This window comes from Xylophilus rhododendri (assembly GCF_009906855.1).
GTDB classification, from domain to species: Bacteria; Pseudomonadota; Gammaproteobacteria; order Burkholderiales; family Burkholderiaceae_C; genus Xylophilus; species Xylophilus rhododendri.
In genome coordinates this window covers 4,933,157-4,948,587 of sequence record NZ_CP047650.1, presented here as the reverse complement: position 1 = coordinate 4,948,587, position 15,431 = coordinate 4,933,157, and the positions used below count along the sequence as shown (strand labels likewise).

General features: G+C 71.1%; 10 protein-coding genes and 1 pseudogene. 2 read left to right on the top strand and 9 right to left on the bottom strand.

Annotated features, from left to right (window positions below; translation table 11 throughout):
- A pseudogene (locus GT347_RS22895) lies at positions 1-755 on the top strand (SDR family NAD(P)-dependent oxidoreductase).
- Here the strand turns inward: GT347_RS22895 and GT347_RS22890 are convergent.
- From GT347_RS22890 to GT347_RS22860, 7 genes are all read right to left on the bottom strand, one after another.
- Entirely contained in the window at positions 690-1,664 is a 975-nt protein-coding gene (locus GT347_RS22890) for a hypothetical protein (RefSeq protein ID WP_160554385.1), read from the bottom strand. The pseudogene GT347_RS22895 and the gene GT347_RS22890 overlap by 66 nt on opposite strands.
- A 129-nt stretch (positions 1,665-1,793) precedes the next feature.
- The gene (locus GT347_RS22885; RefSeq protein ID WP_160554384.1) at positions 1,794-2,792 is read right to left on the bottom strand and encodes a hypothetical protein; all 999 of its coding nucleotides are present in this window, start codon (positions 2,790-2,792) and stop codon (positions 1,794-1,796) included.
- 40 nt (positions 2,793-2,832) lie between these two features.
- Positions 2,833-4,203 (bottom strand): hypothetical protein, encoded by a 1,371-nt coding sequence (locus GT347_RS22880; protein ID WP_160554383.1) that lies wholly within the window; start codon positions 4,201-4,203, stop codon positions 2,833-2,835.
- A gap of 123 nt (positions 4,204-4,326) precedes the next feature.
- The gene (gene apbC, locus GT347_RS22875) at positions 4,327-5,430 is read right to left on the bottom strand and encodes an iron-sulfur cluster carrier protein ApbC (RefSeq protein WP_160554382.1); all 1,104 of its coding nucleotides are present in this window, start codon (positions 5,428-5,430) and stop codon (positions 4,327-4,329) included.
- A gap of 174 nt (positions 5,431-5,604) precedes the next feature.
- A complete protein-coding gene (locus tag GT347_RS22870; protein WP_160554381.1) occupies positions 5,605-7,416 on the bottom strand; it encodes a hypothetical protein in 1,812 nt (603 codons plus the stop codon).
- 83 nt (positions 7,417-7,499) lie between these two features.
- Positions 7,500-9,137, bottom strand: coding sequence for a hypothetical protein (locus tag GT347_RS22865; RefSeq protein WP_160554380.1), 1,638 nt, complete (start codon positions 9,135-9,137; stop codon positions 7,500-7,502).
- 101 nt (positions 9,138-9,238) lie between these two features.
- On the bottom strand, positions 9,239-10,141 hold the full coding sequence (locus GT347_RS22860) for a LysR family transcriptional regulator (RefSeq protein WP_160554379.1): 903 nt from the start codon (positions 10,139-10,141) through the stop codon (positions 9,239-9,241).
- Between the two features lie 139 nt (positions 10,142-10,280).
- Between GT347_RS22860 and GT347_RS22855 the strand changes: the two genes are divergently transcribed.
- The gene (locus GT347_RS22855; RefSeq protein WP_160554378.1) at positions 10,281-13,001 is read left to right on the top strand and encodes a tannase/feruloyl esterase family alpha/beta hydrolase; all 2,721 of its coding nucleotides are present in this window, start codon (positions 10,281-10,283) and stop codon (positions 12,999-13,001) included.
- Positions 13,002-13,011: 10 nt separating this feature from the next.
- Here the strand turns inward: GT347_RS22855 and gudD are convergent, their stop codons facing one another.
- A complete protein-coding gene (gene gudD / locus GT347_RS22850) occupies positions 13,012-14,349 on the bottom strand; it encodes a glucarate dehydratase (protein ID WP_160554377.1) in 1,338 nt (445 codons plus the stop codon).
- 34 nt (positions 14,350-14,383) lie between these two features.
- On the bottom strand, positions 14,384-15,355 hold the full coding sequence (locus GT347_RS22845) for a 2-hydroxyacid dehydrogenase (protein ID WP_160554376.1): 972 nt from the start codon (positions 15,353-15,355) through the stop codon (positions 14,384-14,386).
- Positions 15,356-15,431 lie beyond the last annotated feature (76 nt).

Genomic DNA, 15,431 nt, shown 5'->3' with positions numbered 1-15,431 from the left:
ATGACATTGCTCGAAGGCAAGCTGGTGATGATCACCGGCGCGGGCCGCGCACGCGGCATCGGCAAGGCGACGGCCGAACTCTGCATCGCCCACGGCGCGCGGGTGGCGATGCTGGACATGGACGGCGAGGAAGTCCGCCTGGCCGCCGAGTCCCTCGGCCCCAGGCGATCGGCCTGCGCTGCGACGTGACCCGCGCCGAGGACTGCCAGGCCGCCGCCGCCCAGGCCCTGGCCTGGGGCGGCGGCAGGATCGACGTATTGATCAACAACGCCGGCGTGACACAGAAACGCGCCTTCTGCGAGATCGACACGGCCGACTACCAACGCATCACCGACGTGATCCTGCGCGGCACGCTGCAGATGTCGCAGGCAGTGCTGCCGGCGATGCGGGCGGCGCGCGCCGGCTCCATCGTCAATGTGTCCTCGATGTCGGCGCAGCAGGGCGGCGGTGTGTTCGGCGGCGCCCACTACTGCGCCGCCAAGGCCGGGGTGCTGGGGCTCACCCGCTCCATGGCGCTGGAGCTGGGGCCGGACAACATCCGCGCCAACGCGGTATGCCCGGGGCTGATCCTCACCGACTTCTCGCGCAGCGGCTCGACCGACGAGAGCAAGCACGAGAAGGCGCAGGCCTGGCCGCTGCGGCGGGCGGGCCATCCATCGGAGGTGGCCGGGGCCTGCCTGTTCCTGGCCTCAGAGCTGTCTTCCTTCGTGACCGGCACCACCCTGGATGTCAACGGCGGGGCCTACCTGCGCTGAAGCCGAAGGTGCATCGCCGTCTGCCGGCCCGGTGGCGGCGCCTGCGCCTTCGGATTTCCCCGAGGTTCCGGGAGCGACCACCTCGGCCATCGCCCCGAAAAGCACCGCCATGCGCGCCCGGTAGTGCTCGGTGCTCATGGTCCCCGCGAAATGTTGCGCGCGCAGCTGCAGGGCAAACATCTGGAGGTTCGCGCAGTCGATGGACAGAGAAGCCATGCGCTGGAACAGCAGCGCGATCAGACAGTCGTTGGCCAGTTCCACGCTCTGCGCCGCCGTCATGCGCGACGAGCGCATTTCCTCGCAGAACTGCAGATAAAAGGGCGTGAGCCGGCAGACGCTGCCGCCGAAGGCATAACGCATCAACATGATCTGCTCGCGCAGATCGGCCCACAGCTTCAGGCGTTCGCGCAGACTCAGTGGAGCGGGCAAGGCCCCGTCCCCGCGCACCAGGGCCCGGCGGAACGCGGCCTGCCAGGCCCTTCGATTCGGCAGCGAGGCCGCTTCCTGCCCCTCGCTCTCTGGCAGCAGCAGCGCCAGCAGTTCCGCAATGCAGGGGCGCGCGAGCGGCCAGGCCCGCAGCCGGCAGCCGATTTCCTTGCGCCGGGCATCGCCCAGCACCGGGATCACGATGCCCAGCGCCCGGCCCAGCAGCCGCGCCAGCTCTTCGAGGCTGCGCGCAGGCACATAGGGCATGCAGCCGACGAGGCTTTCGAAATCGACGACCGACAGCGCCGGCTCGAAGCCATGGCCGGTCGTGCAGACGATGTCCTGCAGCTCGCTCGCCAGCGGCGAGGCCGGCGCGGCATCGGGCCGGGGCTCCGGGGGCGAAGGTGGCCGACCGGTGTCCGGCGTCTCGTCGATGAACAGCGAATGACGCCTGTCGGCGCGCAGCAGCGGAGGCAAGGCCATGGCGGGGCTTTCTTCAAAGGAAGTGGCGGGAGCAGGAGCTTCCCCGAGCGCTCCGGGCAGCGGCCGCGTCGATGCGCAGTGCTCCCGGGCCGACCCGAAACCGCCCGCGCCCGGCCGGCATGCCTGTCCTCAGGACGGCTCGTGCCGCCGCGGCGTCGAGCCGGCGCGGGGATTGCCGGTCGGCGCCGCGACTTCCACGCTGGCCTGCGAGCCGGTGCCCGGCCCCAGGGTGATGAACATTTGCCGAGCCACCGACGCGACCTGGCGCATGGCCAGATCGCGCAGCGCCGGCCGGTCGGCTGCCGCGATGCCGCAGCTGTCCAGGCCATGCTCGAACAGCCTGCGCAACTGCTCGCGCAGCACGCTGATGGTGAACACCATGCCGGCGGGATGGTTGCGCGACGACCGCTCCAGGTGCATGCGCAGCAGCGCGGTGGACCAGAACACATTGGCACGGGTCGAGGCACGCTCATGCCAGCGCGGCGGGTCTGTCCGCATATCGTCCAGCTCCCGGCACCAGTCGGCCTCCAGTGCGGCGGCGTGGGTGTGAAGGTAGCGCGGCAGGCCCAGTTCACGGTAATAGTCGAAGGGCCCCCGGGCGGCCTCCGAAGGCTGCAGCCAGCGGTCCAGCTCGTGGAAGAGGAATTCCATCAAACCGCGGTAGTGCAGCATGCCCAGGCGGCCGGAGAGCCGGTCCTGGCGTGCCTCCTGCGCCCTCGCCCGCAACTCGCGCACGTCGATCGCGAGCTTCTCCATATCGGCGAACAACAGGGCGATGAGGCCGTCGTGGATCACCTCCTGGTCCGTCTGCACGTTGCGCACGACCGGATACAGGGCCTCGCGCCGGCGCAGATCGTCCTGTGTGGGGTCGCCCACCCGGCCGCCGAAGGCGAAACGCAGCAGCCGCAACTGCTCCCGCACCGATTGCACCAGCAGCGCCCTGGCCTCGGCGTCGAGGTCCGCAGATGCGGTCCAGCAGGCGTCGCCACGGGCCAGCGCATCCGCCAAGGGCCAGGACTGCGCCTGTGCATCCGGCTGCGGCTCCTGCCCGGGCTGTGCCGCCTGGGCAGCGGACGGGTCGGTCACGGGCGGAGTGACGGGACGAGAGGAGAGAGGGGGCAGGTCCATGGCGCGGCTTTCCTCGACGGAAAAAAAGAAGGCGCGAGCTTCACAGGCCGGCAGGCGCCACACCCGCCGGCTCGCCGCAGGCCTGGCCGGTCTCCCGAAGCGGCGAGACGGTCTGCACCTGGCCGATCGCCCAGTCGAAATGCGCCACCGCCTCGTCGATTCGGACCCGCATCCAGGCAAGCAGGCGCTGCGTATCGGCCGCCGCGGTGCCGCAGGCGACGGCACAGAGTTCGAAGAACACCAGCAGCTGCCGCCCCAGCGTCTGCATGCGATGCAGGCGCTGCATCGGCGTTGCGCGCGCCGCGGTTTCCACCAGCATGATGGGCAGGGCATCGGGCCAGAGCGCCTCGATGCCCTGCTTCGACTCCTCCTGCCAGTCGCGCTGGCCCTTGCTGGCCAGCAGCTCGCTGCACCAGGCCTGGCGCAGCGCGGCGGCATGGCCGTGCAGTTCCTGGGCGATGCCCAGCTTCTCGAACGCGGTGTTGTCATGGAACAGCGGCGGGCCCGCGCAAGGCCATGCCGGAACCGGATCCGAAGCCGCCACCGGCGCCACGGCTTCGGTGTCCTCTGGCGGCATGCCGGCGGCCCATCGGATCGCGCCGGCCATCGTGTCGAAGGCATGCAGCATGCCGCCACGGTACTGCTCGGCGTCCCACAGGCCGGCGTCCCGTTTCTCGCGCATCCCCTGCAGCGCGGCGCGGCGTGGCGCGACCGGCATCGACAGGGCCGCCATGCGGGTGTAGAGGTTGCGGAACATCGCGTCGTGGATCAGGTCCTCCACCGCCGCGGGGTCCTGCACCGGCGTGCACATCTGGTGGCGCAGCCAGTCATAACGGGGCGAGAGTTCGCAGGCCGGCCCGCCGAAGGCGTAGCGCAGCAGCAGCACACAGGCAAGCAGATCGGCCCTGCGCTGCGCGGCATCGTCATCGTGGCCTTCGGCCAGCGCGCGCTCGAAGGCCAGCGACCAGCGCCTGCGGTCCTCGGGCCGGTCGGGCCGGCGCGAGCGGCTGCTGGCACCGAGCGCCGTCAGCAGCTCGCTCAGGCCGCAGGCCTGCGGCGGCTGCGCCCGCAGGCGCCGGCCGAAGCCCGATCCGCGCAAGGCCTTGGGCGGCGGCAGCACCAGGCCCAGGGCGCGGGCCAGCAGCCGCGCGATGCGGGGGAAGTCCTCGCGCGGCGCCCAGGCGATGTCTTCGAGCAGGTCTGCGAAGACATGCAGCGGCACGGGCGGCGCGAAGCCATGGTCCGGGGTGCAGACGATGTCGCCCAGCGCATGCGCCAGGGGATGCGATTGCGGCACACCGGCCTTGGGCGCATGAGGCGGGGAGAACTGATGCGTCTCCTCGATCGACAGCTTGGCGGGCCAGAAAAAGTCGTCGGGGAGGCGGACGAGGGATGGTGGATAGAAGTCCATGGCGGGGCCTTCCGGTCGGAAACAGGTGGGACGAACCCGCGAGTCTCCCGGCCCGCTGCGGCCGCCGTCCATGCCGCTGGCGCAGCCCTGCCCTGTTTGCCGAACCCCGCCCGGCGCGTGGCCTCAGGTGTTCTGGCTGACGGTGATGCTCGGGAAACGTGCCGAGTAATCCTTGCCCTTGCCGGCGATGCCCACCGCCACCTTGCGTGCGATGTCCTTGTAGAGCGCCGCATGGGCGCCGTCCGGCTCGGCCGCCACGGTGGGCGTGCCGCCGTCGGCCTGCTGGCGGATGGCCAGCGCCAGCGGCAGCGCGCCGAGATAAGGCATGCCGTAGTCGGCGGCGATGCGCTGGCCGCCGCCCTCGCCGAAGATGTGTTCGGCATGGCCGCACTGGCTGCACACATGCACCGCCATGTTCTCCACCACGCCCAGCAGCGGCACGCCGACCTTCTCGAACATCTTCACGCCCTTGCGTGCATCGATTAGGGCGATGTCCTGCGGCGTGGTGACGATCACCGCGCCGGCCAGCGGCACGCGCTGCGACAGGGTGAGCGCGATGTCGCCGGTGCCGGGCGGCATGTCGACCACCAGGTAGTCCAGGTCGTCCCAGTTGGTCTGGCGCAGCAGCTGCTCCAGCGCCTGGGTGGCCATGGGGCCGCGCCAGATCATGGCCTGGTCGGGCTCGATCAGGAAACCGATGGAGATCAGCTGCAGGCCGTGGGCGCGCAGCGGGTCCATGGTCTTGCCGTCGGTGCTGGCGGGCTTCTGGCCGGCGATGCCCATCATGGTGGGCACGCTGGGGCCGTAGATGTCGGCGTCGAGCAGGCCGACCCGCGCGCCCTCGGCGGCCAGGGCCAGGGCGATGTTGGCGGCGGTGGTGCTCTTGCCCACGCCGCCCTTGCCGGAGGCCACGGCCAGGATGTTGCGCACGCCGGGCATGGGCTGCAGGCCGCGCTGCACGGAATGGGCGACGATCTTCAGGCTGAAGTCCACCTCGACGCGGCTCACGCCCGGCACGGCCAGCGCGGCGCTGCGCAGGCTTTCGGCCAGCGCCGCATGCTGGCTGCGGGCCGGATAGCCCAGCTCGACGGCCAGGCGCAGCGCGCCGTCCGGCGCCACGGACACGCTTTTGAGGGCGCGCGGGCTGGCCAGGCTCTCGCCTGTGTTGGGGTCTGTCACCCCGGCGAGGGCGGATCGGATCTGGGCTTCGGTGGGCTGAGTGGTCATGCTGAGGGAAGAAAAACGGGCGTCGTGGCTCGGCGGAAGTCTACGACGGGCGTTCAAGACCCTGCTGGCCGACGGCCCGGCGGCCGGCCATCGGCCACGACCGCGGCAGGCAGACGAAGCGGCTGCCGCGGATCGCGGGGCGATCGGCCGTCGCGCCGGAAGGGGCCGGGTTCATCATGACGGCACCGCCGGCGGCACCGCGGCCAGGCCGTCGAACTGCTCCTCGAAGATCGCCATCAGGGCCTCCCGCTCGAAGGGCTGCATGTCCAGGCTCCGGGTGAAGCGGTCGAAGATATGCAGCAGTTCCGCCTTGACCGTCTCCCGCCCGCCGTCGTGCCACCAGGCCGGCAGCTGGTCCAGCGGCAGGAAATCCTGTGCCAGCACGTCGCGCGCCTCGGGCTGTTCCGTCCAGCGGACCCGCATGGCCTGCCATCGGGCGAACATCCTCAGGTAGTCGAGGTTGCGGGGGCTGGGCAGCCAGTCCAGCTTGGCAGCCACCCAGTCGGTCAGGGCTCGCTGCACGCCTGCGCGGGCATGCGCGGCCTTCTCGGGCGACAGCCGCGACGCGTCGATGCCGGCGAACACCCCGGTTTGGTTGACCAGCAGGATCTGCTGCATCTGCGAGACGCCCTGGTCGTCGGCCCTGGTGCTGGCGCCCGATGGCGACCATGCGGCGGCCGAGGTCTCGTCCAGCAGCCGGGTGACCCGCTTCAGCAGGCCGGCCTCGATCGCTTCGGCGGGCCGGCTGGCCCGTACATCGAGCGCGAGCTCGATGGACGCGGCACGGTCCAGCACGGTCTTGTCGAAGGCGGCGGGATCTTCGATCGCCGCATCCGGCCGCCATGCCGCCACGCCGGCGATCCGGAAGCGCCTCTGCAGTTCGGCCAGCACCTCGGCGTGCGGTCGGCAGTAGCGGAATTTGCTCTGACCATGGTCGATCGGCGGCCGGGGCCGGGGCGGAAGTTTCAGCCGTGTCGGGACCAGGGTCGCAGCCTCGTCCTCCAGCTGCCGGACGGCGCTGTCGAGCCGGTTGGCGAAGACGCCCAACAGCCTCTGGCGCTCCGCGCCTTCGATGGCGCGGCTGGAGAGGCAGCGCTGGAAGACCTGCAACAGATAACTGCTCAGATCGCCCAGGCATGGCGGGTTCCATCCGGGCGCGGCCTGCAGCAGCCCGGCGATCACCGTGCCCAGCTCTTCGATGCTCCAGCAAGGGCGCTCGGCCAGCAAGGCGTCGCGCTGCTCCGGCTCCGAAGCCCAGGCGTTCAGGGCGACATGCCACTGCTCGACCGCCGGCTGCATGACCCGGTCGTATTCGCAGCCCATGTCCGGCATATGCCAGAGGCTGCGTCCCCAGCGATAGGTATGGCCCATCCATTCGTCCATGGCCGCCTCGAAGGCGCGGAGGGCCAGGGCCGCCTCCTCGGCCGGGACGCTGGAGGCCTTCAGAGCCGCGGCCACGCAAAGCCGAAGCCGCCAGGCGTGGGCACGCAACATCCGCAGCATGCGATCGACGGACCAGCTCTCGCCAGGCCCGGGGCACCACACTTCCACTCCGCATGCGTCCATGCGCTGGAGCGTGAAAAGACGAACGCCTGTTTCAATCTCGTCGGCCGGTCCGCCAGCGACCCGTTCCAGCCCGTCCTTGAATTCGCGCGCCATATCCCGTGCCGTCCGGTCGAACCACACACGCTCGTAGCCCTCGGACAGCTCAGCCGGCAGCTGCTCGAAGACGCTGCCCAGGCAGTCACCGTCGGATTCGGCGCCGACAGCGGCACAGAAGGGCTGGTCTTCCCGCGAAAGAATGGCCCTGAGCCCTGCCAGGTGATCCTGCCGCGCGGGGTTCGACACCTGCCCGGATGGCGGCGGAACCGGGGTCTTGTCCTCGGATCCGTCCGATCCTGAATTCGTCGTCGGCTGACCGGGGCTGGTGGGGCTGGGGGGACTGGTGACAAACATGGTGCCGTGCATGAAAAACAGGTCGCTCACTTTCCATCCCGCCGCAGGCGCCGGTCCGGGCCAGGGCGAAACAGGGCCAGCGCAACCGAAGCCGCAGGCAGCGCGCGACAGGCTCAGTGCAAGCCCGCCGCCATCGCCCGTTCCAGCTGCAGTTGCAGCGACCGGGTGAGGCGCCTGCGCGGCACGCCTTCGATCGCGTAGGCCGACAGGCAGCGCTGGAACAGTTCCAGCAGCGCCGCATGCCGGCTGGCCAGCGCCGCGCCGGCCGCGCAGCCGAAGCCTTCGGGCAGGAGCAGGCTGGCGGAGTCCAGCAGTTCCTCGCGCGCCGCCGGCTCGCGGCGCCAGCGGCGTAGCACCTCGCACCAGTGTTGGCTCAACAGGGTTTCCCAGCCGCTGGCCGCGCCCAGCCAGGCATCGACCCGCAGGCCCAGCAGCCAGGTATCGACGGCATCGCCGATGCCGTCGCGCGCGGCCTGCCGCCGGGCGCCGCACAGGGGGGCGACGCGGCAGACACCCTTGCCCGCATGGCCGACCAGCCAGACGCCGATGCGCAGGGCGCCCAGCATGGCATCCAGCGGCACGCAGCTGGTGGCGGGCGACCAGTGCTGCGCCAGGGTGTCGGTCAGCAGCAGGATGCCGCACTGCGCCATCGCCTGGCGCAGCGCCGTCGGCCCGCCGGTCTCGTGCGCGCGGCAAACCGCCAACAGCTTGCCGGCGCACAGCAAGGCCATGGCCGACAGGATCTGGCCATCCGGGGCGAAGGGCAGCAACTCTTCCGGCAGGAAGCCGCGCACGCCGCTCATGCCGGCACGCGCCAGCGCGCCGCGCCGCAGCACCTGCTCCGGCGGCAGCGGCACGGCACGGGAAGCCAGGTCCAGCCGGGCCAGCAGCCGGACGATCTGGCGATCGAAGTCCGCCGCCGACACCTCACCCGATGCACGCCGCGCGCGTGCCTCGGCGAGCTGCCCGCGCAGCAGCGTGCCGGCGGGCAGCTGACCGGGCATGGTGTCGAACAGGGCTTCCAGCAGCATCGCCTGGAGCACGCCGGCCACCCGTTCGCGGTCGGGCAGCAGCTGTTCCAGCCGGCCGCCGAGTTCGGCATAGGCGGCGCCGTGGACGCAGGCCGCGCCTTCCAGCGCATGCCGCAGCATGCGGACCAGGGCGTCGGGCCGGTGCTGCAGCTCCAGCCACAGCGGCGCGCGCCGGATCTCGTCGCGCAGGCGCGGCACCAGCATGTGCAGCAGGCGCGCCTGACCCGCGGCGCGGCGGCTGATGGCGGCCCAGAAGCAGTCCTGCCAGAACTGCAGCGCATAGGGCGCCGGCACCAGCCCCGGCCGGGAATCGCCCAGCGCGGCGAGCAGGTCGAGCAGATGGCCGATGCGCAGCGCCGGCAAGGGCCCGCCCCCGCTGGCCAGCACATTGAGCAGGCCCAGCGTGGCCGACGGCGAGGAGGCGCCGTCCTGCCGCCGCGCATCGGCCAGCACGCCGCCGAGCGCCTGGGCGGTGCAGGCCAGCACCGGCGCCGTGGCATGGGGCACCCGGCTGACCAGCGAAGCGAAGGCCAGGGCATCCGGTGCGGCCGTGAAGGCATCGCCGGCCTGCCAGCCCGAGTCGCCGTGCTGCGTCATGCGATCGAGTTCGGCCATCTCGCCGGCCGCGGGCGGCGGTGTGGACCGAAGCCGGGCCGAAGCGGTTTCGGCAGGCGCCGCGCATGGCGGCAGAACGGACATCGCTGAGGTGGGCAGGCTCATGGCAGGCTCGGAAATCGCGACAGGCCCCAGCTTGCGCGCCCGGGCCGGGCGTCGCGCCGGGGTGCACGAAAGCGCGTCAGCCGGCGCGCACGCCGCCCGGCTCAGGCGTCGCGGCCATCCGCCACCGCCGCGCGCACCAGGGCGACGAAGGACTGCAGCGCGGCGCTGCCCTCGCCCGCGCGCCAGACCAGGGTGAGCGGTGCATCCAGCGGCTGGTCCAGCAGGCGGTAGCCGATGGCATGCGCATGGGCGCCGTGCATGGAGGCCGGCACCACCGTCACGCCCTCCCCGGCCGCGACCAGGTTCAGCGCGCTCATCATGCGGCCCACCTCCTGGACCTGCGCCGGCAGGAAGCCGCTCTTCTCGCACAGCGCCAGCAGCTGCGCATACAGGCCCGGCGCGCCATGCTGGCGCACCAGGATGAAACGCTCCCGCTCCAGCGAACGCAGGGCCACCGGGCCATCGCCCTCCAGCGCCGGATGGCCGGCCGGCAGGGCCACCAGCACCGGCTCGCGCAGCAGGGTCTCGAACACCAGTTCGGCCGGCCGCGCCACCGGCACCCGCAGGAATGCGCAGTGCAGGCGCCCGGCGGCCAGGCTGTCGGTGAGCCCGGCGGCATGGTCTTCCACGATCTGCAGCGCGATGCCCGGATAGGCGCGCCGGCATTCGCGCAGCACCCGCGGCGTGAAGGCATGGGCGGCGGCCGAGCTGGTGTAGCCGATGTTGAGCGAGCCGGCGCGGCCGGCCGCGATGTCCTTCATGCGCCGCTCCATGGCCGCGGCTTCCTCCAGCAGGCGGCGGCTGTCGGCCAGCAGCACCTGGCCGCTTTCGGTGAGGGTGACGCCCTTGGGATGGCGCACGAAGAGCTGGGTGCCCAGGCGGGTTTCCAGCGCGCGGATCTGCTGGCTGAGCGGCGGCTGCTGCATGCCCAGCCGGGCGGCGGCGCGGGTCATGTGGCCGGCCTCGGCCACGGCCACGAAATAGCGCAATTGCTTCAATTCCATCGGTCTTTTTTCTCTCCCGGTTCCGATACTTTTCCCGTATGGAGCCAGGGGTGCAATCGTATTTGACGCAATGCACCCGCCTTCCTATCGTTAGCCCGCCCCAGGCCGCCGGCCGGGGCACGATAAGGAGACAAAAGACATGAAGCACACAGTGCAAGACCTGGCGGTCGCGGCGTGGCCGCGCGCCCTGCTTTTCGGCGCCTCGGCGCTCGTGGTGGCCGCGCTCTCGGCCTGCGGCGGAGGGGGGAATTCGGCGGTCACGGCGGATGGCGCCACCGGCGGCGGTGGCAGCGGGGGCGGCGGTGGCGGTGGCGTCACCCAGCCCACGCCCGTGGTCCAGCTGGCCTGCGGCGACCTCGTGGGACGCAGCATCGCCGCATCGCTGATCGGCGTGCCCACCAACGGCGCCACGGTCACCACGGCCACTGCCGTCGCGGCCACCGACACCGGCAATGCCCTGGGCAGCTACTGCAAGGTGCGCGGCAGCATCCAGCCGGTGGACACCAGCGCGCCCGCCATCAACTTCGCGCTCAACCTGCCGGCCAGCTGGAACGGCAAGGCCATCCACTACGGCGGCGGCGGCTTCAACGGCACGCTGATCGACGGCAGCGAGCAGGTGCGTTTCGGCCCCGCCGACAAACGCGCCCCCCTGGCCCTGGGCTATGCCACCTTCGGCGACGACGGCGGCCACCAGAGCGGCAGCATCACCGACGGCAGCTTCGCCACCAACGACGAGGCCGTGGCCAACTACGGCGGCCTGTCGCTGAAGAAGACCCACGACGTGGCGATGGCGCTGATCCAGGCCTTCTACGGCAATGCGCCCAGGCTCGCCTATTTCCTCGGCACCTCCACCGGCGGGCGGGACGCGCTCAACCACATCCAGCGCTGGCCCAACGACTACATCGGCGTGATCGCCAACGAGCCGGCGCTCAACTACACCGGCACCCGCCTGTCGAACGTGGCGGTGGGCCGCGCCCTCTACAGCAACGCGGGCGCCGGCTGGCTCAACCTCACCAAGACCCTGCTGGTGCAGAAGACGGTGCTGGCCGCCTGCGACAAGCTCGACGGCGTGGCCGACGGCATCGTCAGCAATGTGGAGAGCTGCCGCCAGCTCAACACCCAGGTGCTGGCCAACCTGCGCTGCGCGGGCGGCACCGACACCGGCAACAGCTGCCTGAGCGATGCACAGATCGCCACCGTGCTGGCCATCGAATCGCCGCTCAACTTCACCGGCTACACGCTGGCCAACGGCGTGACCAGGGCCGGCGGCTACAACCTCCTCGAAGGCGCGCTGGTGGCCGGCCCCTTCACCACCCGCGACCTGGGCACCCGCGCGGTGCCGGGCAACCCGGCCACCTCGGCGGACGCCAATATGTACGTCACCGGCGACCAATGGACCAAGTTCTTCGTCACCCGGCAGGCGCTGTTCGACACCCTCGCTTTCGACCCGCTGTCGCCGGGCGCCTACACCCAGCGGGTGATGGATGTGTCCGCGCTCGAAGACGCCACCAACCCCGACCTGCGCCCCTTCCTCAACCGCGGCGGCCGGCTGATCCTGCTGCACGGCCTGGCCGACGAGGTGATCAGCAACAACTCCACCATCGACTACTACCAGCGTGTGGTGAGCACCGTGGGCGCGGACGTGGCCGCCAAGGGCGTGCGTTTCTATACCGTGCCCGGCATGGGCCACGGCACCGGCGTGTTCATTCCCGCCTGGGATTCGCTGGCCGCGCTGGAGAACTGGGTGGAAGCCGGCCTGGCCCCCGCCACCGGCATCGTCGCCGACAGCGTGGCCGGCACCTACGGCCGCACCCGGCCGCTGTGCCAGTACCCGGCCTGGCCCAAGTACAAGGGCAGCGGCAGCGCCGACGCCGCCGTCAACTACAGCTGCGTGGCCGAGGCCGGCGATCCCCTGGCCTGCGCCAACCTGCCCAGCGCCACCACGGCCTACAAGGGCGGCAATGTGTTCGGCGAAGAGCTGACCTTCAGCCTCAACCCCAGCACCCTGGCCTACACGCTCACCATAGACGCCAGCCTGCAGCGCAGCGCCGGCAGCCAGCGCAGCGGCAACCTGCTGCCCCTGGGCAACTGCACCTATGCCAGCGGGGAGAACGGCGCCACCTTCACCCTGGGCACCGGCGGCGTGGTGCAGGGCGGCGTGGCCGCGCCCACCGGCAGCAGCTTCCTGCCGCTGCTGGCGTTTGCCAGCACCTTCGACAACGTGGCGAATCCGGCGGTCTTCAACACCATCGCCAACATCTACAACGCCGTCGGCGTGCAGTACGGCGCGGGCGGCACCTCGACCAGCTATGCCGCTTCGGCCCGGCTGCGTAATGCCGGCACCTTCCAGACCTGCCAGGACACGGGCACCGGCCAGTTCGTGGTCTACGACGCGGCCTGCACCCAGACCACCAAAGGCTACATCAGCTACAACAGCGCCCGCGGCGCCTTCGACCTGCGCGCCACCGCGGCCGGCGGCAGCGCGGTCACCACCGGCGGCACGCTCAGCGGCTCGGTGGTCGCCGGCAAGGTGGGTGCGAACTACGTGCCCCTGGTGCTGTGGCGCGAGTCGGGCACCAGCTACGGCATGCGGCTGTACGCGCCGCAGCAGACGCTGGCATCCGGCACGGCCGACGGCAGCTACGCCACGCTGCTGAGCAGCGGCAGCGCATCCACCGCCACCCTCTCCGGCGCCGACTACACCAGCGGCAGCACCGCCTCCACCCTGGCCTACGACTCGCCCGTGCTGGGTGTGGTGCAGGCCGGCGGCGGCCGGCCGGGCTGGCTGCTCTACACGGCGGGCGTGACCGGTTTCATACCCGCCGCCGGCGGCACTTTCGAAACCGGCGTGCGCGACTGACAGGCGCGGCTCAGCGCACCAGGCAGGGAAGTTTGTTGTTGAACTTCCAGCCCGGGATCAGGTACTGCATGGCCTGGGCGTCGTCGCGCGCGCCCAGGCCGTGCTGCAGGTACAGCTGGTGGGCCTTTTCCACCTCGGCCATGTCCAGCTCGACGCCCAGGCCGGGCTTCTTCGGCACCTGCACATAGCCGCCCACGATCTGCAGCGGCTCCTTGGTCAGGCGCTGGCCGTCCTGCCAGATCCAGTGCGTGTCGATGGCGGTCACCCGGCCCGGCGCCGCCGCGCCCACATGGGTGAACATGGCCAGCGAGATGTCGAAGTGGTTGTTCGAATGCGAGCCCCAGGTCAGGCCGAAGGCCTGGCAGGTCTGCGCCACCCGCACCGAGCCGGCCATGGTCCAGAAATGCGGATCGGCCAGCGGGATGTCCACCGACTGCAGGCTGAGTGCATGCGACATCTCGCGCCAGTCGGTGGCGATCATGTTGGTGGCCGTGGGCAGGCCGGTGGCGCGGCGGAACTCGGCCATCACCTCGCGGCCCGAGTACACACCCTCGGCGCCGCACGGGTCCTCGGCATAGGCGACCACGCCGCGCATGCGTTCGCCCAGGCGGATCGCGTCCTTCAGCAGCCAGCCGCCGTTGGGGTCCAGCGTGACGCGGGCTTCGGGGAAACGTTCGTGCAGGGCGGTGACGGCATCGACCTCGGCATCGCCGGCCAGCACGCCGCCCTTGAGCTTGAAGTCCTGGAAGCCGTATTTCTCCTGCGCGGCTTCGGCGAGTTTCACGACCGCCTCGGGCGTGAGGGCGACCTCGTGGCGCAGGCGGCTCCAGGCATCAGGGGCATCGGGCTCGCTGCGGTAGGCCAGGTCGGTCTTCTTGCGGTCGCCCACGTAGAAGAGGTAACCCAGCATCTGCACCGCCTCGCGCTGCTGGCCTTCGCCGAGCAGTGCCGCGACCGGCACGCCGAGGAACTGGCCGAGCAGGTCGAGCAGTGCCGATTCGACGGCCGTCACCGCATGGATGGCGATCCGCAGGTCGAAGGTCTGCGCGCCGCGCCCGCCGCTGTCGCGCTCGGCGAAGGCCTTGCGCATGGCGTTGAGCACCGCCTGGTAGTTGCCGATGGACTGGCCGACGACCAGCGCGGCGGCGTCTTCCAGCGTCTGGCGGATCTTCTCGCCGCCGGGCACTTCGCCCACGCCGGTGCGGCCGCTGCTGTCGGTCAGGATGACGATGTTGCGGGTGAAGAAAGGCGCATGGGCGCCGCTCAGGTTGAGCAGCATGTCGTCGTGGCCGGCGACGGGGATCACACGCAGGGCGGTGACGACGGGGGTCGAGGAGGAAGCGGACATGGGAAGACTCGAAAGAAGGGGAAAAGAATATGGCTCAGGCGGCCGCCGGCAGCTGCGTGCCCGGCACGGCCACCTGCACCCGGCCTTCGTCGAAGAAGGCACGCAGGTTGTCCAGGACGAGGTCGGCCATGGCTCGGCGGGTTTCCCAGGTGGCGCTGGCGGTGTGGGGGGTGAGCACCACATTGTCGAGGGCGAACAGGGCTTCGGGCACGCCCGGCTCCTTCTCGAAGACATCCAGCCCCGCACCGGCGATACGCTGATGGGCCAGGGCATCGACCAGCGCCGCCTCGTCCACCACCGTGCCACGCGCCACATTGATCAGGAAACCCTTGGGGCCCAGCGCTTCCAGCACGGCCGCATCGATCAGGTGCCGGGTGTCGGCGCCGCCGGCCACCGTCAGCACCAGGTAGTCGGCCCAGCCGGCCAGCGCCAGCGGCGAGTCGAAATAACGCAGCGGCGAGCCGGCCACCGGCTTGCGGTTGCTGTAGGCCACTTCCATGCGGAAACCCGCCGCACGCTCGGCCACCGCCTGGCCGATGCGGCCCATGCCGACGATGCCTATGCGTTTGCCCGACACCCGCGTCTGCAGCGGAAAACCGCCGCGGCTCCAGTCGCCGCGTCGCACGAAGCGGTCGCTGGTGGCGATGCCGCGCGACACGTCCATCAACAGCGCGAAGGCCAGGTCGGCCACGCATTCGTTGAGCACGCCGGGGGTGTAGCCGACCGGGATGCCGCGCGCCTGCAGGGCGGCGATGTCCAGCGCGTCGAAGCCGACGCCGAAGCTGCTCACCACCTTCAGCTTCGGCAGCGCGGCGATCACCGAGGCCTTCAGGCCGATGGCGGCGGAGGTGACCACCGCCTCGAAGCCCGCGCCGTGCTCGGCCAGATACGCCGCCGGATCGGCCTGCTCGGCCAGGTTGACCGCCTCGTAGCTCGAGGCCAGTTCGGTGTTGAGGGCGGGCAGAGGCAGGCGGGCGATCTGCAGGAGGCGGGTTTTGCGGGTCATGCGGCGGTTCTATCCAGGGAAACAAAAACGGCGGCGCCCTCTGGCGAGGGGCCGCCGTGCACGGCCGCCCCGGGCG